The organism is Formosa haliotis, assembly GCF_001685485.1.
GTDB lineage: Bacteria > Bacteroidota > Bacteroidia > Flavobacteriales > Flavobacteriaceae > Formosa > Formosa haliotis.
This window is the reverse complement of record NZ_BDEL01000001.1, coordinates 2,450,628-2,465,247: the sequence shown is the minus strand read 5'-3', so window position 1 is coordinate 2,465,247 and position 14,620 is coordinate 2,450,628. Positions and strand designations below refer to the sequence as shown.

Below are 14,620 nucleotides of genomic sequence, written 5' to 3'. Positions count from 1 at the left end.
AGTGCTATTTTTTAACTTTGTAGCTCGCATTTTAAGCGTAATATAAATGATATGTCAAGAGACGAAGAATTAAAATCGCGATGGAACGAGGTTGTAACAAAATTATCTAATCAATTTGCCGATGGGGATACCTTAGAACTCGATGCTATTATTTATTTAATAGGATTACAAGAGTTGGGGCAATTAGATCGGACGTTTAAGAAAGATCAAAAATTAGACTTAATGCACATTGCTATCTGTAAATTATTAGTGCCTTATGGGTATTATGAATTTGATTACGTAGACGAAGAAGGTTGGCCACATTATTCTATAAAAGAGCAGTTACCACCGTTAAAAGCCGGAGAACAAAGTATTTTAATGAAAGAAGCTATTGTAAACTATTTCATTGAAACCGAATATATACAGTAAGAATTATTAAATTTGCATTCATTTTTGAAGGAATATCATGATTGATAAAATAAAAGAACTTATTGCTGAAGCAGAAGGATTTAAAGCACAGTCTAAAGAAGAAGTTGAAGCATTCCGTATTAAATACTTAGGTAAAAAAGGATTGTTAAACGAGTATTTTGCTGAGTTTAAAAATGTGGCTAACGAACAAAAAAAAGAGTTTGGCCAAGTCATTAATCAGCTTAAAAATACGGCACAAGAGCGTGTAGAGGCTTTAAAAGCTGAATTGGAAGGCAATGAAGAAGCAAAGGGAATTTATGGCGATTTATCTCGTCCGGGAGAACCTATTTCTATAGGTGCACGTCATCCTATTTCTATTGTAAAAAATCAAATTATCGATATTTTTTCACGCATTGGATTTAATGTTAGTGAAGGTCCAGAAATCGAAGACGACTGGCACAACTTTACAGCATTAAACTTGCCAGAATATCATCCGGCTCGCGATATGCAGGATACGTTTTTTATTCAAACCAATCCCGATGTATTATTAAGAACCCATACAAGTTCTGTACAAGTCCGTTATATGGAAAATAATGCACCTCCAATTCGTACTATTTCTCCTGGGCGTGTGTATAGAAACGAAGCTATTTCGGCACGTTCTCACTGTTTCTTTCACCAAGTTGAAGGCTTGTATATAGATAAAGATGTAAGCTTTGCAGATTTAAAGCAAACACTACAATATTTTACTACCGAAATGTTCGGGAAATCTAAAATCCGTCTACGTCCGTCATACTTCCCGTTTACAGAACCTAGTGCAGAAATTGATGTGTATTGGGGTTTAGAAACAGAATCTGATTACCGTATTACCAAAGGAACCGGTTGGTTAGAAATTGGTGGTTGTGGTATGGTAGATCCTAATGTATTAGAGAATTGTAAAATTGATTCTAAAGCCTATTCAGGATTTGCTTTTGGTGTGGGTATAGACCGAATTGCGATGTTATTACACCAAATTAACGACATCAGATTATTAAGTGAAAACGATGTGCGTTTCTTAGAGCAGTTTAAGTCTACAATTTAATTGTATGAAGAAAGATATCGATATTCCAGTAGTTGAAGGCGTATATATTGCTGCCGTAAAAGTGTTTCAAAAGGAATTTAAAAGAGACGAATGGAATGCCTATATTATAAATGATAAAGATGTAGATTTAGAACTCGTTTTAATTGTAGCTCAAGGCTTTTCCAAAGATAAGAAAACGACTTTAATGCGTCATAAAATAGACAAATTACCTGCTAAAAGTTATGCGAAAATAGAGTATCTGCAAGACGATGTTCTAGCCTTAAAAAACACCTTTAAAGTATCCTTTTTTGAAGACAATAAAATGTTTGATAAAACCTTTACATTTAAAGAAAACGCTATAAACGATAAGGCTATGCAACCCGTTCCTGTTATTGGAGTTCCGGGAGTTTTAACGAAATAATTCAGGATTAGTTAATCTAATTTGTTGGTAAGTTTTGCAAAGGTTGCTTTAGGATCTTTACCTTCATACAAAATTTCGTAAACGGCATCAATAATAGGCAATTTGGTTTTTTTCTTATTCTTGTCGTTTAATAAATGCGCACTTTTTGTAGCGTAATACCCCTCGGCAACCATACTCATTTCCATCTGTGCAGATTTCACGGTATAGCCTTTGCCAATCATGTTTCCGAACATTCTGTTTCTAGAAAATACAGAATACCCAGTTACTAATAAATCGCCTAAATAAGCCGAATTATTAATGTTACGTTTCATTTTGTGCATCTTCTTTATAAAACGTTTCATTTCGCGAATCGCGTTACTCATAAGTACACTCTGGAAATTGTCTCCGTACCCTAAGCCATGTGCAATTCCGGCTGCAATAGCATAAATGTTTTTAAGCATTACTGCGTATTCTGTGCCAATAACATCGTCGCTAATTTTTGTTTTTATATAATTACTTGAAAAATTTTCGGCTATGGCTTTCGCTTTTTTAGAATCGGCACAAGAGATCGTAAGATACGATAAGCGCTCTAAAGCAACCTCCTCTGCATGGCAAGGACCAGCAATTACTGCAATGTTATTAAACGGAATATTATAAACTTCATGAAAATGTTCTCCTACTAATAATCCAGATTCGGGAATAATTCCTTTTACGGCAGAAACTACGGTTTTATTAGAAATATCTACTGTTAATTTCTCTAATTCACTTTGCATAAAAGCAGAAGGAATGGCAAAAATTAAAACATCGGCATAGGTGGCAATTTCATTAATATTATTGCTTAGTATAAGATTTTCGGTTTTAAATTCTACCGAGCTTAAATAATTAGGGTTGTGTTGTTCTTTTAATAAATGTTCTTTTGTGTAAACACTACGCATATACCAACCTACTTCGTCAAGATTTTCGCAAAGTATTTTTACAATAGCAGTGGCCCAACTACCCGCACCAAATACGGCATATTTTAATTCTTTACTCATAAAAGCATTATAATTATAAGGTTCAAAAGTACGTAAAAAACTAGTTTTATTGGTTTTTTGACAAGTTATAAAATTTGATTTGGTTTATTTCAAAAGGATTTCATTTTGAACGATATGAATGAAAGTGTCTTCAAAAATTAACTTTTCTTGTTCAAGAAAGGTCTCAATTTTATCTAGTGAATCTGTAATTTCAATAATTTGAGGATGTTTATAATGTTGCACATCACCAAGTCCCCAATTAATTTTTTTACTATCAAAATAACCTTTCGAGACGTTAAAATGTAAAGCCTGACGTAGGTTTGAGGCTTTGGCACGTTTTATTACCAAAGTCGCAAAATCTGAGGCGTGTAGTGTTTTCCAGAACGGAACATCTTTACGTTTTTTACCGTATTCAAAATAGATTCTAATAGTGGTTAACGTTTTCATTTATGATGTCTTTTGTCGTCAATTTCAGATAAAGAAAGTCCTTTTTCTCTAAATACACTAGTGTTTTTCGGACTTCCAATAATTTGTGAGGTGTAAACACCAGTGTGTCCAGAGAACAAATAAGACACGCTGCAGGCAATAGCAATAAATACACCTGCTTCTATACCAAATAATTCTATGCCCATAACAGTGCACGCAATAGGGGTGTTTGTTGCTCCTGCAAATACAGCGACAAATCCCATGCCTGCAAGTAAACCCATTGGCAACGGAATAAACCAAATGAGAACATTACCTAAGGTCGCTCCAATATAAAATAAAGGTGTAACCTCGCCACCTTTAAAACCAGCACCAAGAGTAAACGAGGTAAATAATAATTTGGCTAAAAAGTCGTAAGAGTTTAAAGGCGAATTAAAGGCTTCTACTATGGTTGGCACTCCTAAACCAATATATTTTGTTGTACCAATACTATAGATTGTTATGGCTAAAATGATACCACCAATTGTTGGTCGTAACGGTGGATATTTAATGAATTTTTTAAACTGATTTCCCCAAAAATGAGTGGTTTTAGAAAATAACATGGCAACCAACCCAAAAATAATCCCTGCTAGAATGGCCCAAAGTAAATTTATGGGATTCATTTCTGCAACGCTAGCAATTTGATAATGGGTATGATGAATATCCCAAATTTCACAAAAATAATTCGCTAAAACAGCTGCCAAAAAGCTAGGAACAATAGCGTCTAAACGAATCCTTCCAAGAATTAAAACCTCTAAGGCAAAAATACCACCAGCTAAAGGAGTTCCGAAAACCGAAGCAAAACCGGCGCTTATACCCGCAATTAATACAATTTTTCTGTCGCGATTAGAGAGTTTAAATATTTTTGTAAACTGATCGGCCACTGCTCCTCCTATTTGTACGGCAGTACCTTCACGGCCAGCAGAACCTCCAAATAAATGGGTAACTATGGTTCCGAATAATACCAATGGCGCCATTTTAAACGGAATAATTTTCTTAGGCGAGTGGAATTCTTCTAGGAGTAAATTGTTTCCTTTTACAACACTGTTTCCGAAGAGGTGATAGGTGGTTCCTATTATAAAACCCCCTATAGGTAAAAGGGCAATAATCCATAAATTAGATTCTCTATATGCAGTGGCCCATTCTAAAGCCTTTAGAAAAAAAGCAGAGATTCCCCCAGCTACAATCCCTAGAAATGTGCAAATTATAAGCCATTTAATTAGGTAATATAAGGAAGGGATTTGTTCGAATGAGGCTAGTTTTTGTTTAAGATGTTCAAATTTCATAATGACCTAATATACATAACACCTTTTAGTCTTAAACTATTATTAAAGTAGATGTCATTCGTTTTTTTACGAAGGGTTTTGGTAGACCTCATTATCGAAAGGTATACAAAATTAAAAGAATATTTATAATAACAAACCGTTTTACACTTTCTTTGATGGTTTGAAGTTATATAGCATATTAAATCCATAGATATTGTAATAAATTGTTTTTCAGACATTTAACATTATATTGTGATTGGCTTTATAATTCTGGCACAATTTTTAACGTTATATCCTTGCTAAGATTACATTATATATCCCTATCAAGTACCGCTTTGTTTTTATGTAAAATAATACAAAAGGTGCTTGATAGTTGATACATAATACTTCTACGGTATTTATAAAGATTTATAGAGATTGTTAAAATATATGTTGCTAAACTGCTTTTGGTTCATACCATTAGCAGTTTTTTTATGTTTTTATAACATTTAATTGTGACGTTTAAGTTGCATTTCAATAAAGATTTTACAAACTTTACCATAACATAACCAATAACGATTAAAAAAATATATTATGGGATTATTTTCATTTATTAAAGATGCTGGGGCTAATATTTTCGGAAAAGGAAAAAGTAGCACGAATGAAGCATCAGATGCTGCGGCTGCCGCTGCTGCAACCTTAGCTGCCGAAACTGCTGCCGCTTCAAAACTTAAGGAAACAATATCAGATTTAAATTTAAAGGTTAGCGATTTAAATGTTGTAATAGCAGGAGATAAAGCAACTGTAACGGGAATGGCATACGACCAAACTACAAAAGAAAAAGTTGTTTTAGTCGTTGGTAATTCTAGTGGTATTGCTACTGTAGATGATGAAATGACTGTAGAGCATGCCGAACCAGAAGCACAATTTCACACGGTTGAAAGCGGAGATTCTTTAAGCAAGATAGCTAAGAAATATTATGGAAATGCTATGAAGTATCCAGAGATTTTTGAGGCTAATAAACCCATGTTAAAGGATCCGAATAAAATTTATCCAGGACAAGTATTGCGTATTCCTGCTTTAGAGGATTAAAGGAATTGAGGTTACAATGGTATGTTGTAACCCACTAGTTTAGGTATTAAAATTTTCGCATAAAGCGATATTAAAAAAAGAGGCTGTCCAAAGCGTTGTAAAAACCGTCAGGTTGATGAAAATACAACTTATTAGATAGTCTCTTTTTTATTTGTAAAAATTCATTTCGTCTATGTATTTCCATACATTTATGGGGAGCAAAGGTTTGCAGTTCTTTCCATTACTAACCGCTTGTCGTATAAAGGTTGAAGAAATTTCCATAATCGGGGCATCAATACGATGTATTTTATCATGAGAATTAAACTGGGTTTCAACTCTACCTTCAGAAATTCTGGGATACACATAAATATGGTGTTGATCCAAAATAAGATCATGGTTTTTCCATTTATGAAATCCTTTTAAATTGTCTTCACCCATAATAAGAGAAAACTCATAATTTGGGTGCTTTTCATTAAGATACGTAAGTGTATTGATGGTGTAATTAGGCTGAGGTAAATTAAACTCTATATTACTTGCCATAATCTTATCGTAATCTTTTGTCGCTTGATACACCATTTCTAGACGATGATGGTTATCTAAAAGTGTACTTTTCTTTTTAAACGGGTTATGGGGGGTAACAACCATCCAAACCTGATCTAAATCACTGTATTCTGCCAAGTGATTGGCAATGGCTAAATGTCCTATGTGTATAGGATTGAAGGTGCCAAAATAAAGACCGATTTTCATGAAAAATTAAGGTTTGCTTATAAATTCTGAAACAACTTTTTCGGCCTCGGCAAGGGCATGTTCTAAGGTGTCATTTTCTATAATACAATCGAATAAAGGTGCGGTTGCCAATTCTGCAGAAGCTTTTGCAACGCGCATATTTATTTTGTCTTCTGTTTCTGTTTTACGCTTTTTTAAACGAATTTTTAATTCATCTATACTTGGTGGTTTTACAAATATAGAAAGGGTCTCTTCTGGAAATTTACGTTTAATTCGTAATCCGCCAGAAACATCGATATCGAAAATAACATGTTTTCCTAAAGCCCAAATACGCTCGACTTCACTTTTTAGTGTGCCGTAAAAGTTATCGCGATATACTTCTTCCCATTCTAAGAAATTATCGTTTTTAATGTTAGATTTAAAGTCTTCTAAAGACAAGAAATAGTAGTCTTTAGCGTGTTCTTCTGTACCTCGTTTTTCTCGTGATGTAGCCGAAATAGAAAATTCTAAATTTAAAGCTTCAATACCAAGTAGGTGTCTTACTATGGTTGTTTTTCCAGAGCCTGAAGGCGCAGAAAAAACGATAAGTTTCCCTTTCGACATGTTATAATACGTTTAAAAGTTGTTCTTTAATTTTTTCTAATTCGTCCTTCATTTGCACAACTAATTGTTGCATAGGAGCATAGTTACTCTTAGAGCCAATAGTATTAATTTCGCGTCCGATTTCTTGAGAAATGAATCCTAATTTTTTTCCGTTAGAATCGGTGGAATTCAAGGCAGTGATAAAGTACTCTAAATGATTTTTCAAACGTACTTTTTCTTCGGTGATATCGTATTTTTCAATGTAGTATACCAATTCTTGTTCAAAGCGATTTTCGTCAACTTTTTCCTTCAAATCTTCTACTCCCTTACGTAAGCGTTCTCTAACAGCCTCGATACGTTCTGGGTCTATGGCAATAACATTTTCTAAAAGCGCTTCTATAGAGGCAATTCTATTTTTAAAATCCTGTTCTAATACTTTTCCTTCATCTAAACGATATTCGTTTATATGTTGTAATGCGGCATGAATTTCGTTTAATACTGTAGCCCATTCGTCTTCATCTATATCGTGACGTTCGGTATTTAAAGCATCTGGAAAACGAACCGCCATTTTTAGGAGTTCGGTAGCATCTCCATCAACAATATCTTTCAATTGTTTTAAATATTCTTTTACAACTGGTTTGTTAATTTGTGTAGAAGTTTCTTCACCAGTCATTTCAACAAAGATCGAAAAGTCTATTTTTCCTCGTTCTAGCTTGTCGGCAATTAGTTTACGTAAAGTCAATTCTTTTTCTCTATAAAAAGATGGCATTCGCGTATTCAAATCTAGGTTTTTACTGTTTAGTGATTTTACTTCTATTGAAATTTTTTTGGTCGGTAATTGTATTACAGATTTACCGTAACCCGTCATTGAATATATCATAAACTATAATTAAAAGTTGCACAAAGATAATTAAACTTAAGCGTTTAGAAAATTCTAAATAATATTATGCATGCACAGTATTATTTTCTAAATTTGAATACAAATGAAATGTGTTATGTATATAAAACAATTTGAAATACGTTGGAGTGATATAGATGCTAATAGACATTTAGCTAATTCTGCTTATACTAATTTTATGAGTCATACCAGGATGGCGTTTTTAATCGAGAAGGGATTCTCTGCAAAGGAACTCGCACACTATAATCTTGGTCCCGTAGTGTTTTACGAGCATATGTATTATTTTAAAGAAGCCTTTTTAGGGCAACCCATACAAGTGGGCTTGGAAGTTTCTGGTTTAAGTGAAGATGGAATGTTTTTTAAATTTGAACATAATTTCTATAATCATAAAGGGGAAAATATAGCGAACTGCGAAATGCTTGGAGCTTGGATGGATCTAAAAACTAGAAAACTTACGGCTTTACCAGAAGAATTATTAAGTTTAGCCGATGTATTTCCTAAATCTGAAAACTTTAAAATATTAACTAAGGCAGATACAAGGCAAGGAGGAAAAATACCAAGGCCATTACGGGTTTAGGTGGTAATAGGCTTCGGTTTTTTGGTTACTAAATATACGCCTAAAAAGATTAAAATTGCTGCTATTACTTTTACCAAATTTAAATGATCTGATCCTAAAATAAGCGCAAAAATTGCTGCAATAACGGGTTGGATATATACAAAGGTGCTTACTGTAGATGCGCGTAATTGCGTAAGTGCTAACGGATTTAAAACATAGGTGCCATACGTAGCAAATACAATTACAAAACTAAAAGCAAACCATATGTAATTAGGGAAAGTGTGCCATTCTACAGCTAGTACTTCTTTATACCCAAAAGGAGTAGTAAGTATTAAACCAAACAAAAACAGCCATTTTAAAAAAGTGAAAGGATGATATTTTTCTGTAAGTTTTTTAATGATAATAAGATAAATACTAAAAGAAACTGCGTTTATAATGATGAGCAAATTTCCGAGTAAAATATTATCGCCCGGATTTGTGGACTTACCATAAACACTTAAAATTATAGCTCCGGCAAGACCTATAAAAACTCCAAGGACATTGGTTTTAGATATTTTTTCTTTCAAATACATAGACGATAGAATTAAAACCATAATAGGTGTAATCGTCATTATTACCGAAGCGTGAATAGGTGTAGTGTACTCCAGTCCTTTAAAAAAGGAAAGCATATTAATACACATTCCAAAAACAGAGGCTGCTAGAAACAATAAGAAATCTTTCTTCGCTATTTTTTGTTTTGGAACTAAAAAATCGAATATCCAAAATAGGAAGGTTGTCCCGATTAGCCTTAATAGTATAAACCCGAAAGGTTTAATATAACCTCCGTCAATTACATCGTTGGCAAAGGTGAAGTTTAAACCGTAAAAAACTTGAACTAAAAAAGCTGCTATTAAAGCCAGAATACGTTTATTCATGTATGGCTTCTTTGGCTGCAGCAACCATTTTTTTACTGTTTCCTATAAAAATTTGATTGTTATAAATTAAAACAGGTCGACTTAAAAATGTATAGTGGTCTAAAATGTAATGTTTAAAATCGGCTTCCTCTAAATGCTGATTTTTTAAATCCATTTCTTTATACAATTTAGCACGCTTGCTAAAAAGTGCTTCATAACTTTGAGATAATTTATGCATTTCTTCAAGTTGAACTACAGTAATTGGAGTTTCTTTTATGTCTTGAAGAGTAACATCAGAAGGGAGGTCTAATTCTTTAATAATACGCATACAGGTATTACATGTTTTTAGGTAATATAACTTTTTCATAACGATTGGCTTTTCATGCAAAATAAAGAGTTTTATACCAGTTTTGGGTATATTTATTCGAAAATTGAACATTATGGATTTTACGTTTTCTGTATTTGAAAAAACGAGAGGATTTTTTGCAAGCTATTTAGAACAAATTAATCTTGAAGATTTAAATAAAATCCCCGCGGGGTTTAACAATAATATTATCTGGAATATTGGTCATTGTGTTGTGACCCAGCAAATCTTGGTTTATAAATTATCGGGTCTCCCAACTTTAGTTTCGGAGGATTTGATTAATGTTTACAAGAAAGGGACAAAACCAGAACGTCAAGCCACTCAAGAAGATGTTGAAATCCTTAACCATTTACTCTTAGAAACCATCGATAAAACAAAAACAGATTGCAATAATAAAAAGTTTGTGAATTTTCAGGAGTATACTCTAGGAACGACAGGAAATACACTTTTTAATGTGGAGGAAGCTTTAGAGTTTGCATTATTTCATGAAGGCCTTCATTTAGGTGTTGTAATGTCGTTATTAAAAGCCATTAAACTTTAAATAAGAATTAGCCTTGCTAAACGGAATAACAAACTCTGTAATTCCTGTAGCATAAGGGGCTACCTCGTATGTGTTGTAGAGTAAAATGAGCCCATCTGCACTATATCCTATGTTTTGTGGTAAGGAAAAGGTTTCAGAATCGAAATACATATCCTTTTTGTCGGCAATTTCATTATCGAAATAAGGTTTGGCAAATTCTTTGAATTGATTTTGGTCTTTAAAAAGGTGTTCGTTTTCAATAAGTGCTCCTGTTTTCCCATCAAAATTTAAAAAACTAATAACAAGAATACCATGTGCGCCCCCAGTATTTGTATAAGAAGTTAATGAGATGCTTATAAGGTCTGGAGATTTAAACATAACTTCTCCGTCTATTTGTGCTTCCCATTCTTGGGCACTTTCAGGAAATTGGTTTTTAAAATTGGTGTATTCTGTATTAAAGCTGTTTATGTTGTCTTCTAATGGATTTATTAGTTGTTCTTCCTGATTAAATTGAATAGCAGACGACACATGATTTAATAGTGTAGTGTTAATGTTTTTAGCGATGTCGCTATCCCCTTCTGCTTTCGGAATATTTATATCAACAATAACGTTGGAGGGAGTGGATATGGATTGTTCAGAAAACGTAATTTCTTTTTTTTCGTTACAAGAAGTCAGAATTAAAAGTGAACAAACGATAAGGAGTTTACAATATTTAAGGGACATATTACAGCTTTATTATTCAATAATAAAGGTACATATTGCAATTTGATAATGGAAGCTAAAATTAATGTTTATGGACCGAAAGGGTTTTAAGCATAAAGCTATACACGTTTAATTTAAATAGTAAACATACCCAAAGTTAAACCAAATTAAGGAGTCGTTCTTTTTGTTGTATTCTAGTTGATGATTTAAGCCATCTACCCAATCACTATTAAAAAACTGAAATTGAGCTTCGAATAGAAAATCTGAATAATCACTAACCTTATAACGAACACCAATACCAGTATTAATTGCACTTGTGTAAAATGATTCGGTTTTCACGGAACCAGGAGCCCAAGGGCTATAAATTAAATCAGGGTCGGTTGTGTTTGCTCCAGGTTGAGCAAATGTATACTGAACTCCAAGAATCAGGTATGGAGAAAAATCAAAAAAGTGGTAGAAAAAATTTCTTAAACTAAGAGGGTAATACTCTAAGGCAACACCAGCACTTGTGTTTTTTGCCTCTCCACGTTGAGCTCTTAACTTGTTGGCATCATCACTATTACTGTCTGAGTCGACATATTTCCCATAGTGTTTAAGCGTAGTTTTGTTGAAGGATAAATCAAATCGCAGCTTAAAATGGTCGTAAACATAATCTCTTCTGCTACCCCAGTCCATTGGATTAATGTCGAGCATAATTCCAGCTCCAAATCCAATATTTCCTAGGTTTGTATCCTTATCACCACGCAATCCAAAATCAGATCGCATTTGGACAGGTCCAACAAGCACACCCAGTTCATAACCGGTCTGTGCAAAAATTGAAGTATTAACACTTAATAAAAGTAGTAATACCAGTGGTTTAAGGTTGTTTAGCATGTTATTTAAATCAAAAAATAGATGCAGTTAGTATGGATAATAGCATCAACAAATATATAAAATGATTATTGCCAATCAAACAAAAGTTGAAAATTAGTCCTTAAGATATATTTAACAGCATAATGATTATGAAATTATAAAAATAATAGAGTAATTTTTAAAGATAATGTATCTTTGCACTTCAAAACTAACGATTGCTTAACGGTATCATAATTTTCTAAAAATGAAAAACCAAATTAATGCTTTTTTAGAGCTTGTTACACAAAAAAATGGTCATGAACCAGAATTCTTACAAGCTGTACACGAAGTTGCAGAAACTGTAATTCCGTTTATTGAAAATAATCCAAAATATAAAGGAAAAATGTTATTGGAGCGTATGGTAGAACCAGAACGTACCATCATATTTAGAGTCCCTTGGATAGATGATAAAGGTCAGACTCAAGTAAATAGAGGATTTAGAATAGAGTTTAATTCTGCTATTGGCCCGTACAAAGGAGGTCTGCGTTTCCATCCTTCCGTAAACTTAAGTATATTGAAATTTTTAGGATTCGAGCAAGTATTTAAAAACTCCTTAACAACCTTGCCTATGGGGGGCGGAAAAGGAGGTAGTGATTTCGATCCGAAAGGAAAGAGCGATAACGAAGTTATGCGTTTTTGCCAATCATTCATGTCGGAATTATGTCGACATATCGGTCCTAATACCGATGTTCCTGCGGGAGATATAGGTGTTGGCGGACGTGAAATAGGCTATTTATTTGGTCAGTATAAAAGACTGCGTAATGAATTTACTGGGGTACTAACAGGAAAAGGGATTGAGTATGGAGGTTCTTTAATTAGACCAGAAGCCACAGGTTACGGAGCAGTTTATTTTGCGAAAAATATGTTAGATACACGAAAGGAATCCTTTGAAGGGAAAACGGTTGTGATTTCTGGATCAGGTAACGTGGCACAATATGCTTGCGAAAAAGCAACTCAATTTGGTGCTAAGGTTGTAACGCTTTCAGATTCTTCAGGGTATATACATGATGCAGACGGCATTGATCCTGAAAAATTAGCTTTTATAATGGAGCTTAAAAATGTTAAACGTGGCAGAATAGGTGAATATGTACAAGCGTATCCTTCTGCGACTTTTCATGCAGGAGAACGCCCATGGTCTGTAAATTGTGATGTAGCCATGCCTTGTGCAACTCAAAATGAGTTAGACGTAAATGATGCAAAAACACTAGTCGCTAATCATGTTATAGCGGTAGCAGAAGGTGCTAATATGCCTTGTACACCGGAAGCTATAGCTATTATTCAGCAAGCAAAAGTGTTGTTCTCGCCAGGAAAAGCCTCAAATGCAGGAGGAGTAGCAACTTCTGGGTTAGAAATGAGCCAGAACTCTTTACGTATGAATTGGACACGCGAAGAAGTGGATGCTAAATTACACCAAATCATGAATAATATTCATGCGTCTTGTGTTGTTTACGGTACTCAAGAAGATGGTTATGTAGATTATGTAAAAGGAGCTAATATTGCGGGATTTGTTAAAATTGCCGATGCTATGCTAGCACAAGGGGTGGTATAACCTTTAAATAAAGTAAAATTAAAAAGCCTTCAAAAAATAATTTTGAAGGCTTTTTTTATACCGTATTAATCTTAAAAACTTAAATGTTTTAAGGTTTCTAAAACTTTGGAGTGCATATCGTTGGTATAATCTAAATGCGTGACCATCCGTAGCTTACCTTGTCCCATGTCGATAATTAATATGTTGTGGGCTTTAAGTTTTTCAATAAAAGTATTGCTGTCTGCATCTGGTTGTAATTCAAAAATGACAATATTAGTTTCTGAAGGTTCAACCTGTTTTACAACAGTTAAGGTTTGTAATAATTCTCCTAATTCTTTTGCTTTTTTATGGTCTTCAATTAAGCGAGATATGTTATTGTCTAGAGCATAAAGTCCGGCAGCGGCTAAAAAACCACCTTGACGCATACCACCTCCAAGAATTTTTCTAATGCGTAAAGCGCGGTCCATAAATTTAGAATCACCTACCAAAACAGAACCTATAGGGCAACCCAACCCTTTGCTAAGGCAAACAGAAATGGTGTCGAAAATTTCGCCGTATTGTTTAGTCGTTTCGTTTTTGGCAACTATAGCATTCCATAAGCGTGCACCGTCTAAATGATAGCCTAAGTTATGTTTGTTGCAAACCGATTTGATAGCTTCAAGTTCTTTAAAATCCCAACAGGCCCCACCACCCTTATTTGTAGTGTTTTCAACTTCAACCAAAGTAGTTAAAGGACTGTGGTAAAACTCGGGTGGATTTATAGCATTAATAACGTCTTTTGCTGTAAACATACCTTGATTTCCATCTATTAATTTGCAGGACACGCCACTGTTAAAAGATGCACCGCCACCTTCGTAATTGTAAATATGTGCATATTTATCGCAAATGACTTGGTCGCCAGGATTTGTGTGTAATTTAATGGCTGTTTGGTTCGCCATGGTGCCACTAGGGAAAAATAAAGCTTGTGGTTTGCCAAACATTTTGGCAATTTTTTCTTCTAAAAGGTTTATGGTTTCATCTTCTTTAAAAACATCATCACCAACCTTCGCAGACACCATGGCGTCTAGCATTTCGGGTGTTGGCTTGGTGACAGTATCGCTTCTTAAATCAATAATCATATATTTATTTGTGTATGTATTAAAAGGAGAAAGTTAAGAGATTCTGTCTGAAAAACTTTGTTTAATATCAGTTTAATTTAGTTTTAACACTGTTGAATTATTGATAATTATATTGTTGTTTTTTTATTAAGTTTTGATGTAAAAAAGTAAATTAATATTTTTTTAACACCAAAAACATGTAAAATATTGATTAATTTAGGAAAAACGT

18 protein-coding genes are annotated in these 14,620 nt (G+C 33.8%); 7 read left to right on the top strand and 11 right to left on the bottom strand.

The genetic code is table 11. The features are described 5' to 3' along the window. Nucleotides 1-51 precede the first annotated feature (51 nt). Genes A9D35_RS10135 through A9D35_RS10125 form a run of 3 tightly spaced genes read left to right on the top strand, consistent with a single transcriptional unit; the run spans nucleotide 52 to nucleotide 1,865 of the window. A complete protein-coding gene (locus A9D35_RS10135) occupies nucleotides 52-408 on the top strand; it encodes a hypothetical protein (RefSeq protein ID WP_066222485.1) in 357 nt (118 codons plus the stop codon). Between the two features lie 37 nt (nucleotides 409-445). After that, a complete protein-coding gene (pheS, locus tag A9D35_RS10130) occupies nucleotides 446-1,465 on the top strand; it encodes a phenylalanine--tRNA ligase subunit alpha (RefSeq protein ID WP_066222479.1) in 1,020 nt (339 codons plus the stop codon). A 4-nt stretch (nucleotides 1,466-1,469) separates the two neighbouring features. Beyond that, nucleotides 1,470-1,865: a hypothetical protein gene (locus tag A9D35_RS10125; RefSeq protein WP_066222476.1), complete on the top strand. Its 396-nt coding sequence runs from the start codon at nucleotides 1,470-1,472 to the stop codon at nucleotides 1,863-1,865. An 11-nt stretch (nucleotides 1,866-1,876) separates the two neighbouring features. Here the strand turns inward: A9D35_RS10125 and A9D35_RS10120 are convergent, their stop codons facing one another. From A9D35_RS10120 to A9D35_RS10110, 3 genes are all read right to left on the bottom strand, one after another. Next, entirely contained in the window at nucleotides 1,877-2,878 is a 1,002-nt protein-coding gene (locus tag A9D35_RS10120) for an NAD(P)H-dependent glycerol-3-phosphate dehydrogenase (RefSeq protein WP_066222473.1), read from the bottom strand. Nucleotides 2,879-2,962: 84 nt separating this feature from the next. Then, nucleotides 2,963-3,304 carry a hypothetical protein gene (locus tag A9D35_RS10115; protein ID WP_066222471.1) on the bottom strand — a complete coding sequence of 114 codons (342 nt, stop codon included), beginning with the start codon at nucleotides 3,302-3,304 and terminating at the stop codon, nucleotides 2,963-2,965. Continuing rightward, on the bottom strand, nucleotides 3,301-4,605 hold the full coding sequence (locus A9D35_RS10110; RefSeq protein WP_066222468.1) for a voltage-gated chloride channel family protein: 1,305 nt from the start codon (nucleotides 4,603-4,605) through the stop codon (nucleotides 3,301-3,303). Before A9D35_RS10110 ends, A9D35_RS10115 begins: the two co-directional genes overlap by 4 nt. 552 nt (nucleotides 4,606-5,157) lie before the next feature. On the opposite strand from A9D35_RS10110, the gene lysM reads away from it, so the two are divergent. Continuing rightward, the gene (gene lysM, locus A9D35_RS10105) at nucleotides 5,158-5,655 is read left to right on the top strand and encodes a peptidoglycan-binding protein LysM (RefSeq protein ID WP_066222465.1); all 498 of its coding nucleotides are present in this window, start codon (nucleotides 5,158-5,160) and stop codon (nucleotides 5,653-5,655) included. 147 nt (nucleotides 5,656-5,802) lie between these two features. Here lysM and nadD read toward each other — a convergent pair whose 3' ends face one another. The 3 genes from nadD to A9D35_RS10090 are packed head-to-tail and all read right to left on the bottom strand — an operon-like array spanning nucleotide 5,803 to nucleotide 7,822. After that, on the bottom strand, nucleotides 5,803-6,381 hold the full coding sequence (nadD, locus tag A9D35_RS10100) for a nicotinate (nicotinamide) nucleotide adenylyltransferase (protein WP_066222462.1): 579 nt from the start codon (nucleotides 6,379-6,381) through the stop codon (nucleotides 5,803-5,805). Nucleotides 6,382-6,387: 6 nt separating this feature from the next. After that, complete coding sequence (gene gmk / locus A9D35_RS10095) at nucleotides 6,388-6,963, bottom strand: guanylate kinase (protein WP_066222459.1); 576 nt, start codon at nucleotides 6,961-6,963, stop codon at nucleotides 6,388-6,390. 1 nt (nucleotide 6,964) lies between these two features. Further along, nucleotides 6,965-7,822 carry a YicC/YloC family endoribonuclease gene (locus tag A9D35_RS10090; RefSeq protein WP_066222457.1) on the bottom strand — a complete coding sequence of 286 codons (858 nt, stop codon included), beginning with the start codon at nucleotides 7,820-7,822 and terminating at the stop codon, nucleotides 6,965-6,967. A 115-nt stretch (nucleotides 7,823-7,937) separates the two neighbouring features. Here A9D35_RS10090 and A9D35_RS10085 point away from each other — a divergent pair, with 115 nt between their 5' ends. Beyond that, on the top strand, nucleotides 7,938-8,417 hold the full coding sequence (locus A9D35_RS10085) for an acyl-CoA thioesterase (protein WP_066226003.1): 480 nt from the start codon (nucleotides 7,938-7,940) through the stop codon (nucleotides 8,415-8,417). Here A9D35_RS10085 and A9D35_RS10080 read toward each other — a convergent pair. Together A9D35_RS10080 and A9D35_RS10075 are read right to left on the bottom strand one after the other, a co-directional pair. Next, nucleotides 8,414-9,310, bottom strand: coding sequence for a DMT family transporter (locus A9D35_RS10080; protein WP_066222454.1), 897 nt, complete (start codon nucleotides 9,308-9,310; stop codon nucleotides 8,414-8,416). The genes A9D35_RS10085 and A9D35_RS10080 overlap by 4 nt on opposite strands. After that, nucleotides 9,303-9,656, bottom strand: a complete 354-nt coding sequence (locus A9D35_RS10075) for an arsenate reductase family protein (RefSeq protein WP_066226000.1) — start codon at nucleotides 9,654-9,656, stop codon at nucleotides 9,303-9,305. The genes A9D35_RS10080 and A9D35_RS10075 overlap by 8 nt, the downstream gene beginning before the upstream one ends. 73 nt (nucleotides 9,657-9,729) lie before the next feature. Here A9D35_RS10075 and A9D35_RS10070 point away from each other — a divergent pair, with 73 nt between their 5' ends. Continuing rightward, on the top strand, nucleotides 9,730-10,194 hold the full coding sequence (locus tag A9D35_RS10070) for a DinB family protein (RefSeq protein WP_066222451.1): 465 nt from the start codon (nucleotides 9,730-9,732) through the stop codon (nucleotides 10,192-10,194). On the opposite strand, the gene A9D35_RS10065 is transcribed toward A9D35_RS10070, so the two are convergent. Further along, nucleotides 10,174-10,896, bottom strand: coding sequence for a DUF3298 and DUF4163 domain-containing protein (locus tag A9D35_RS10065; RefSeq protein ID WP_066222448.1), 723 nt, complete (start codon nucleotides 10,894-10,896; stop codon nucleotides 10,174-10,176). The genes A9D35_RS10070 and A9D35_RS10065 overlap by 21 nt on opposite strands. Before the next feature lie 108 nt (nucleotides 10,897-11,004). Next, nucleotides 11,005-11,748 carry a THC0290_0291 family protein gene (locus tag A9D35_RS10060; protein WP_066222442.1) on the bottom strand — a complete coding sequence of 248 codons (744 nt, stop codon included), beginning with the start codon at nucleotides 11,746-11,748 and terminating at the stop codon, nucleotides 11,005-11,007. Nucleotides 11,749-11,971: 223 nt separating this feature from the next. Between A9D35_RS10060 and gdhA the strand changes: the two genes are divergently transcribed. Beyond that, nucleotides 11,972-13,315 (top strand): NADP-specific glutamate dehydrogenase, encoded by a 1,344-nt coding sequence (gdhA, locus tag A9D35_RS10055; RefSeq protein WP_066222439.1) that lies wholly within the window; start codon nucleotides 11,972-11,974, stop codon nucleotides 13,313-13,315. Nucleotides 13,316-13,386: 71 nt separating this feature from the next. Here gdhA and A9D35_RS10050 read toward each other — a convergent pair whose 3' ends face one another. Continuing rightward, nucleotides 13,387-14,412: a threonine aldolase family protein gene (locus tag A9D35_RS10050; RefSeq protein WP_066222437.1), complete on the bottom strand. Its 1,026-nt coding sequence runs from the start codon at nucleotides 14,410-14,412 to the stop codon at nucleotides 13,387-13,389. Between the last annotated feature and the right edge of the window lie 208 nt (nucleotides 14,413-14,620).

Coding starts and splice junctions, on each gene's coding strand:
- lysM (WP_066222465.1), top strand. CDS start 5,158: ATGGGATTATTTTCATTTATTAAAGATGCTGGGGCTAATATTTTCGGA.
- A9D35_RS10080 (WP_066222454.1), bottom strand. CDS start 9,310: ATGAATAAACGTATTCTGGCTTTAATAGCAGCTTTTTTAGTTCAAGTT.
- A9D35_RS10060 (WP_066222442.1), bottom strand. CDS start 11,748: ATGCTAAACAACCTTAAACCACTGGTATTACTACTTTTATTAAGTGTT.
- A9D35_RS10135 (WP_066222485.1), top strand. CDS start 52: ATGTCAAGAGACGAAGAATTAAAATCGCGATGGAACGAGGTTGTAACA.
- A9D35_RS10070 (WP_066222451.1), top strand. CDS start 9,730: ATGGATTTTACGTTTTCTGTATTTGAAAAAACGAGAGGATTTTTTGCA.
- A9D35_RS10090 (WP_066222457.1), bottom strand. CDS start 7,822: ATGATATATTCAATGACGGGTTACGGTAAATCTGTAATACAATTACCG.
- A9D35_RS10110 (WP_066222468.1), bottom strand. CDS start 4,605: ATGAAATTTGAACATCTTAAACAAAAACTAGCCTCATTCGAACAAATC.
- nadD (WP_066222462.1), bottom strand. CDS start 6,381: ATGAAAATCGGTCTTTATTTTGGCACCTTCAATCCTATACACATAGGA.
- A9D35_RS10065 (WP_066222448.1), bottom strand. CDS start 10,896: ATGTCCCTTAAATATTGTAAACTCCTTATCGTTTGTTCACTTTTAATT.
- A9D35_RS10120 (WP_066222473.1), bottom strand. CDS start 2,878: ATGAGTAAAGAATTAAAATATGCCGTATTTGGTGCGGGTAGTTGGGCC.
- A9D35_RS10085 (WP_066226003.1), top strand. CDS start 7,938: ATGTATATAAAACAATTTGAAATACGTTGGAGTGATATAGATGCTAAT.
- A9D35_RS10050 (WP_066222437.1), bottom strand. CDS start 14,412: ATGATTATTGATTTAAGAAGCGATACTGTCACCAAGCCAACACCCGAA.
- A9D35_RS10115 (WP_066222471.1), bottom strand. CDS start 3,304: ATGAAAACGTTAACCACTATTAGAATCTATTTTGAATACGGTAAAAAA.
- A9D35_RS10075 (WP_066226000.1), bottom strand. CDS start 9,656: ATGAAAAAGTTATATTACCTAAAAACATGTAATACCTGTATGCGTATT.
- A9D35_RS10125 (WP_066222476.1), top strand. CDS start 1,470: ATGAAGAAAGATATCGATATTCCAGTAGTTGAAGGCGTATATATTGCT.
- pheS (WP_066222479.1), top strand. CDS start 446: ATGATTGATAAAATAAAAGAACTTATTGCTGAAGCAGAAGGATTTAAA.
- gdhA (WP_066222439.1), top strand. CDS start 11,972: ATGAAAAACCAAATTAATGCTTTTTTAGAGCTTGTTACACAAAAAAAT.
- gmk (WP_066222459.1), bottom strand. CDS start 6,963: ATGTCGAAAGGGAAACTTATCGTTTTTTCTGCGCCTTCAGGCTCTGGA.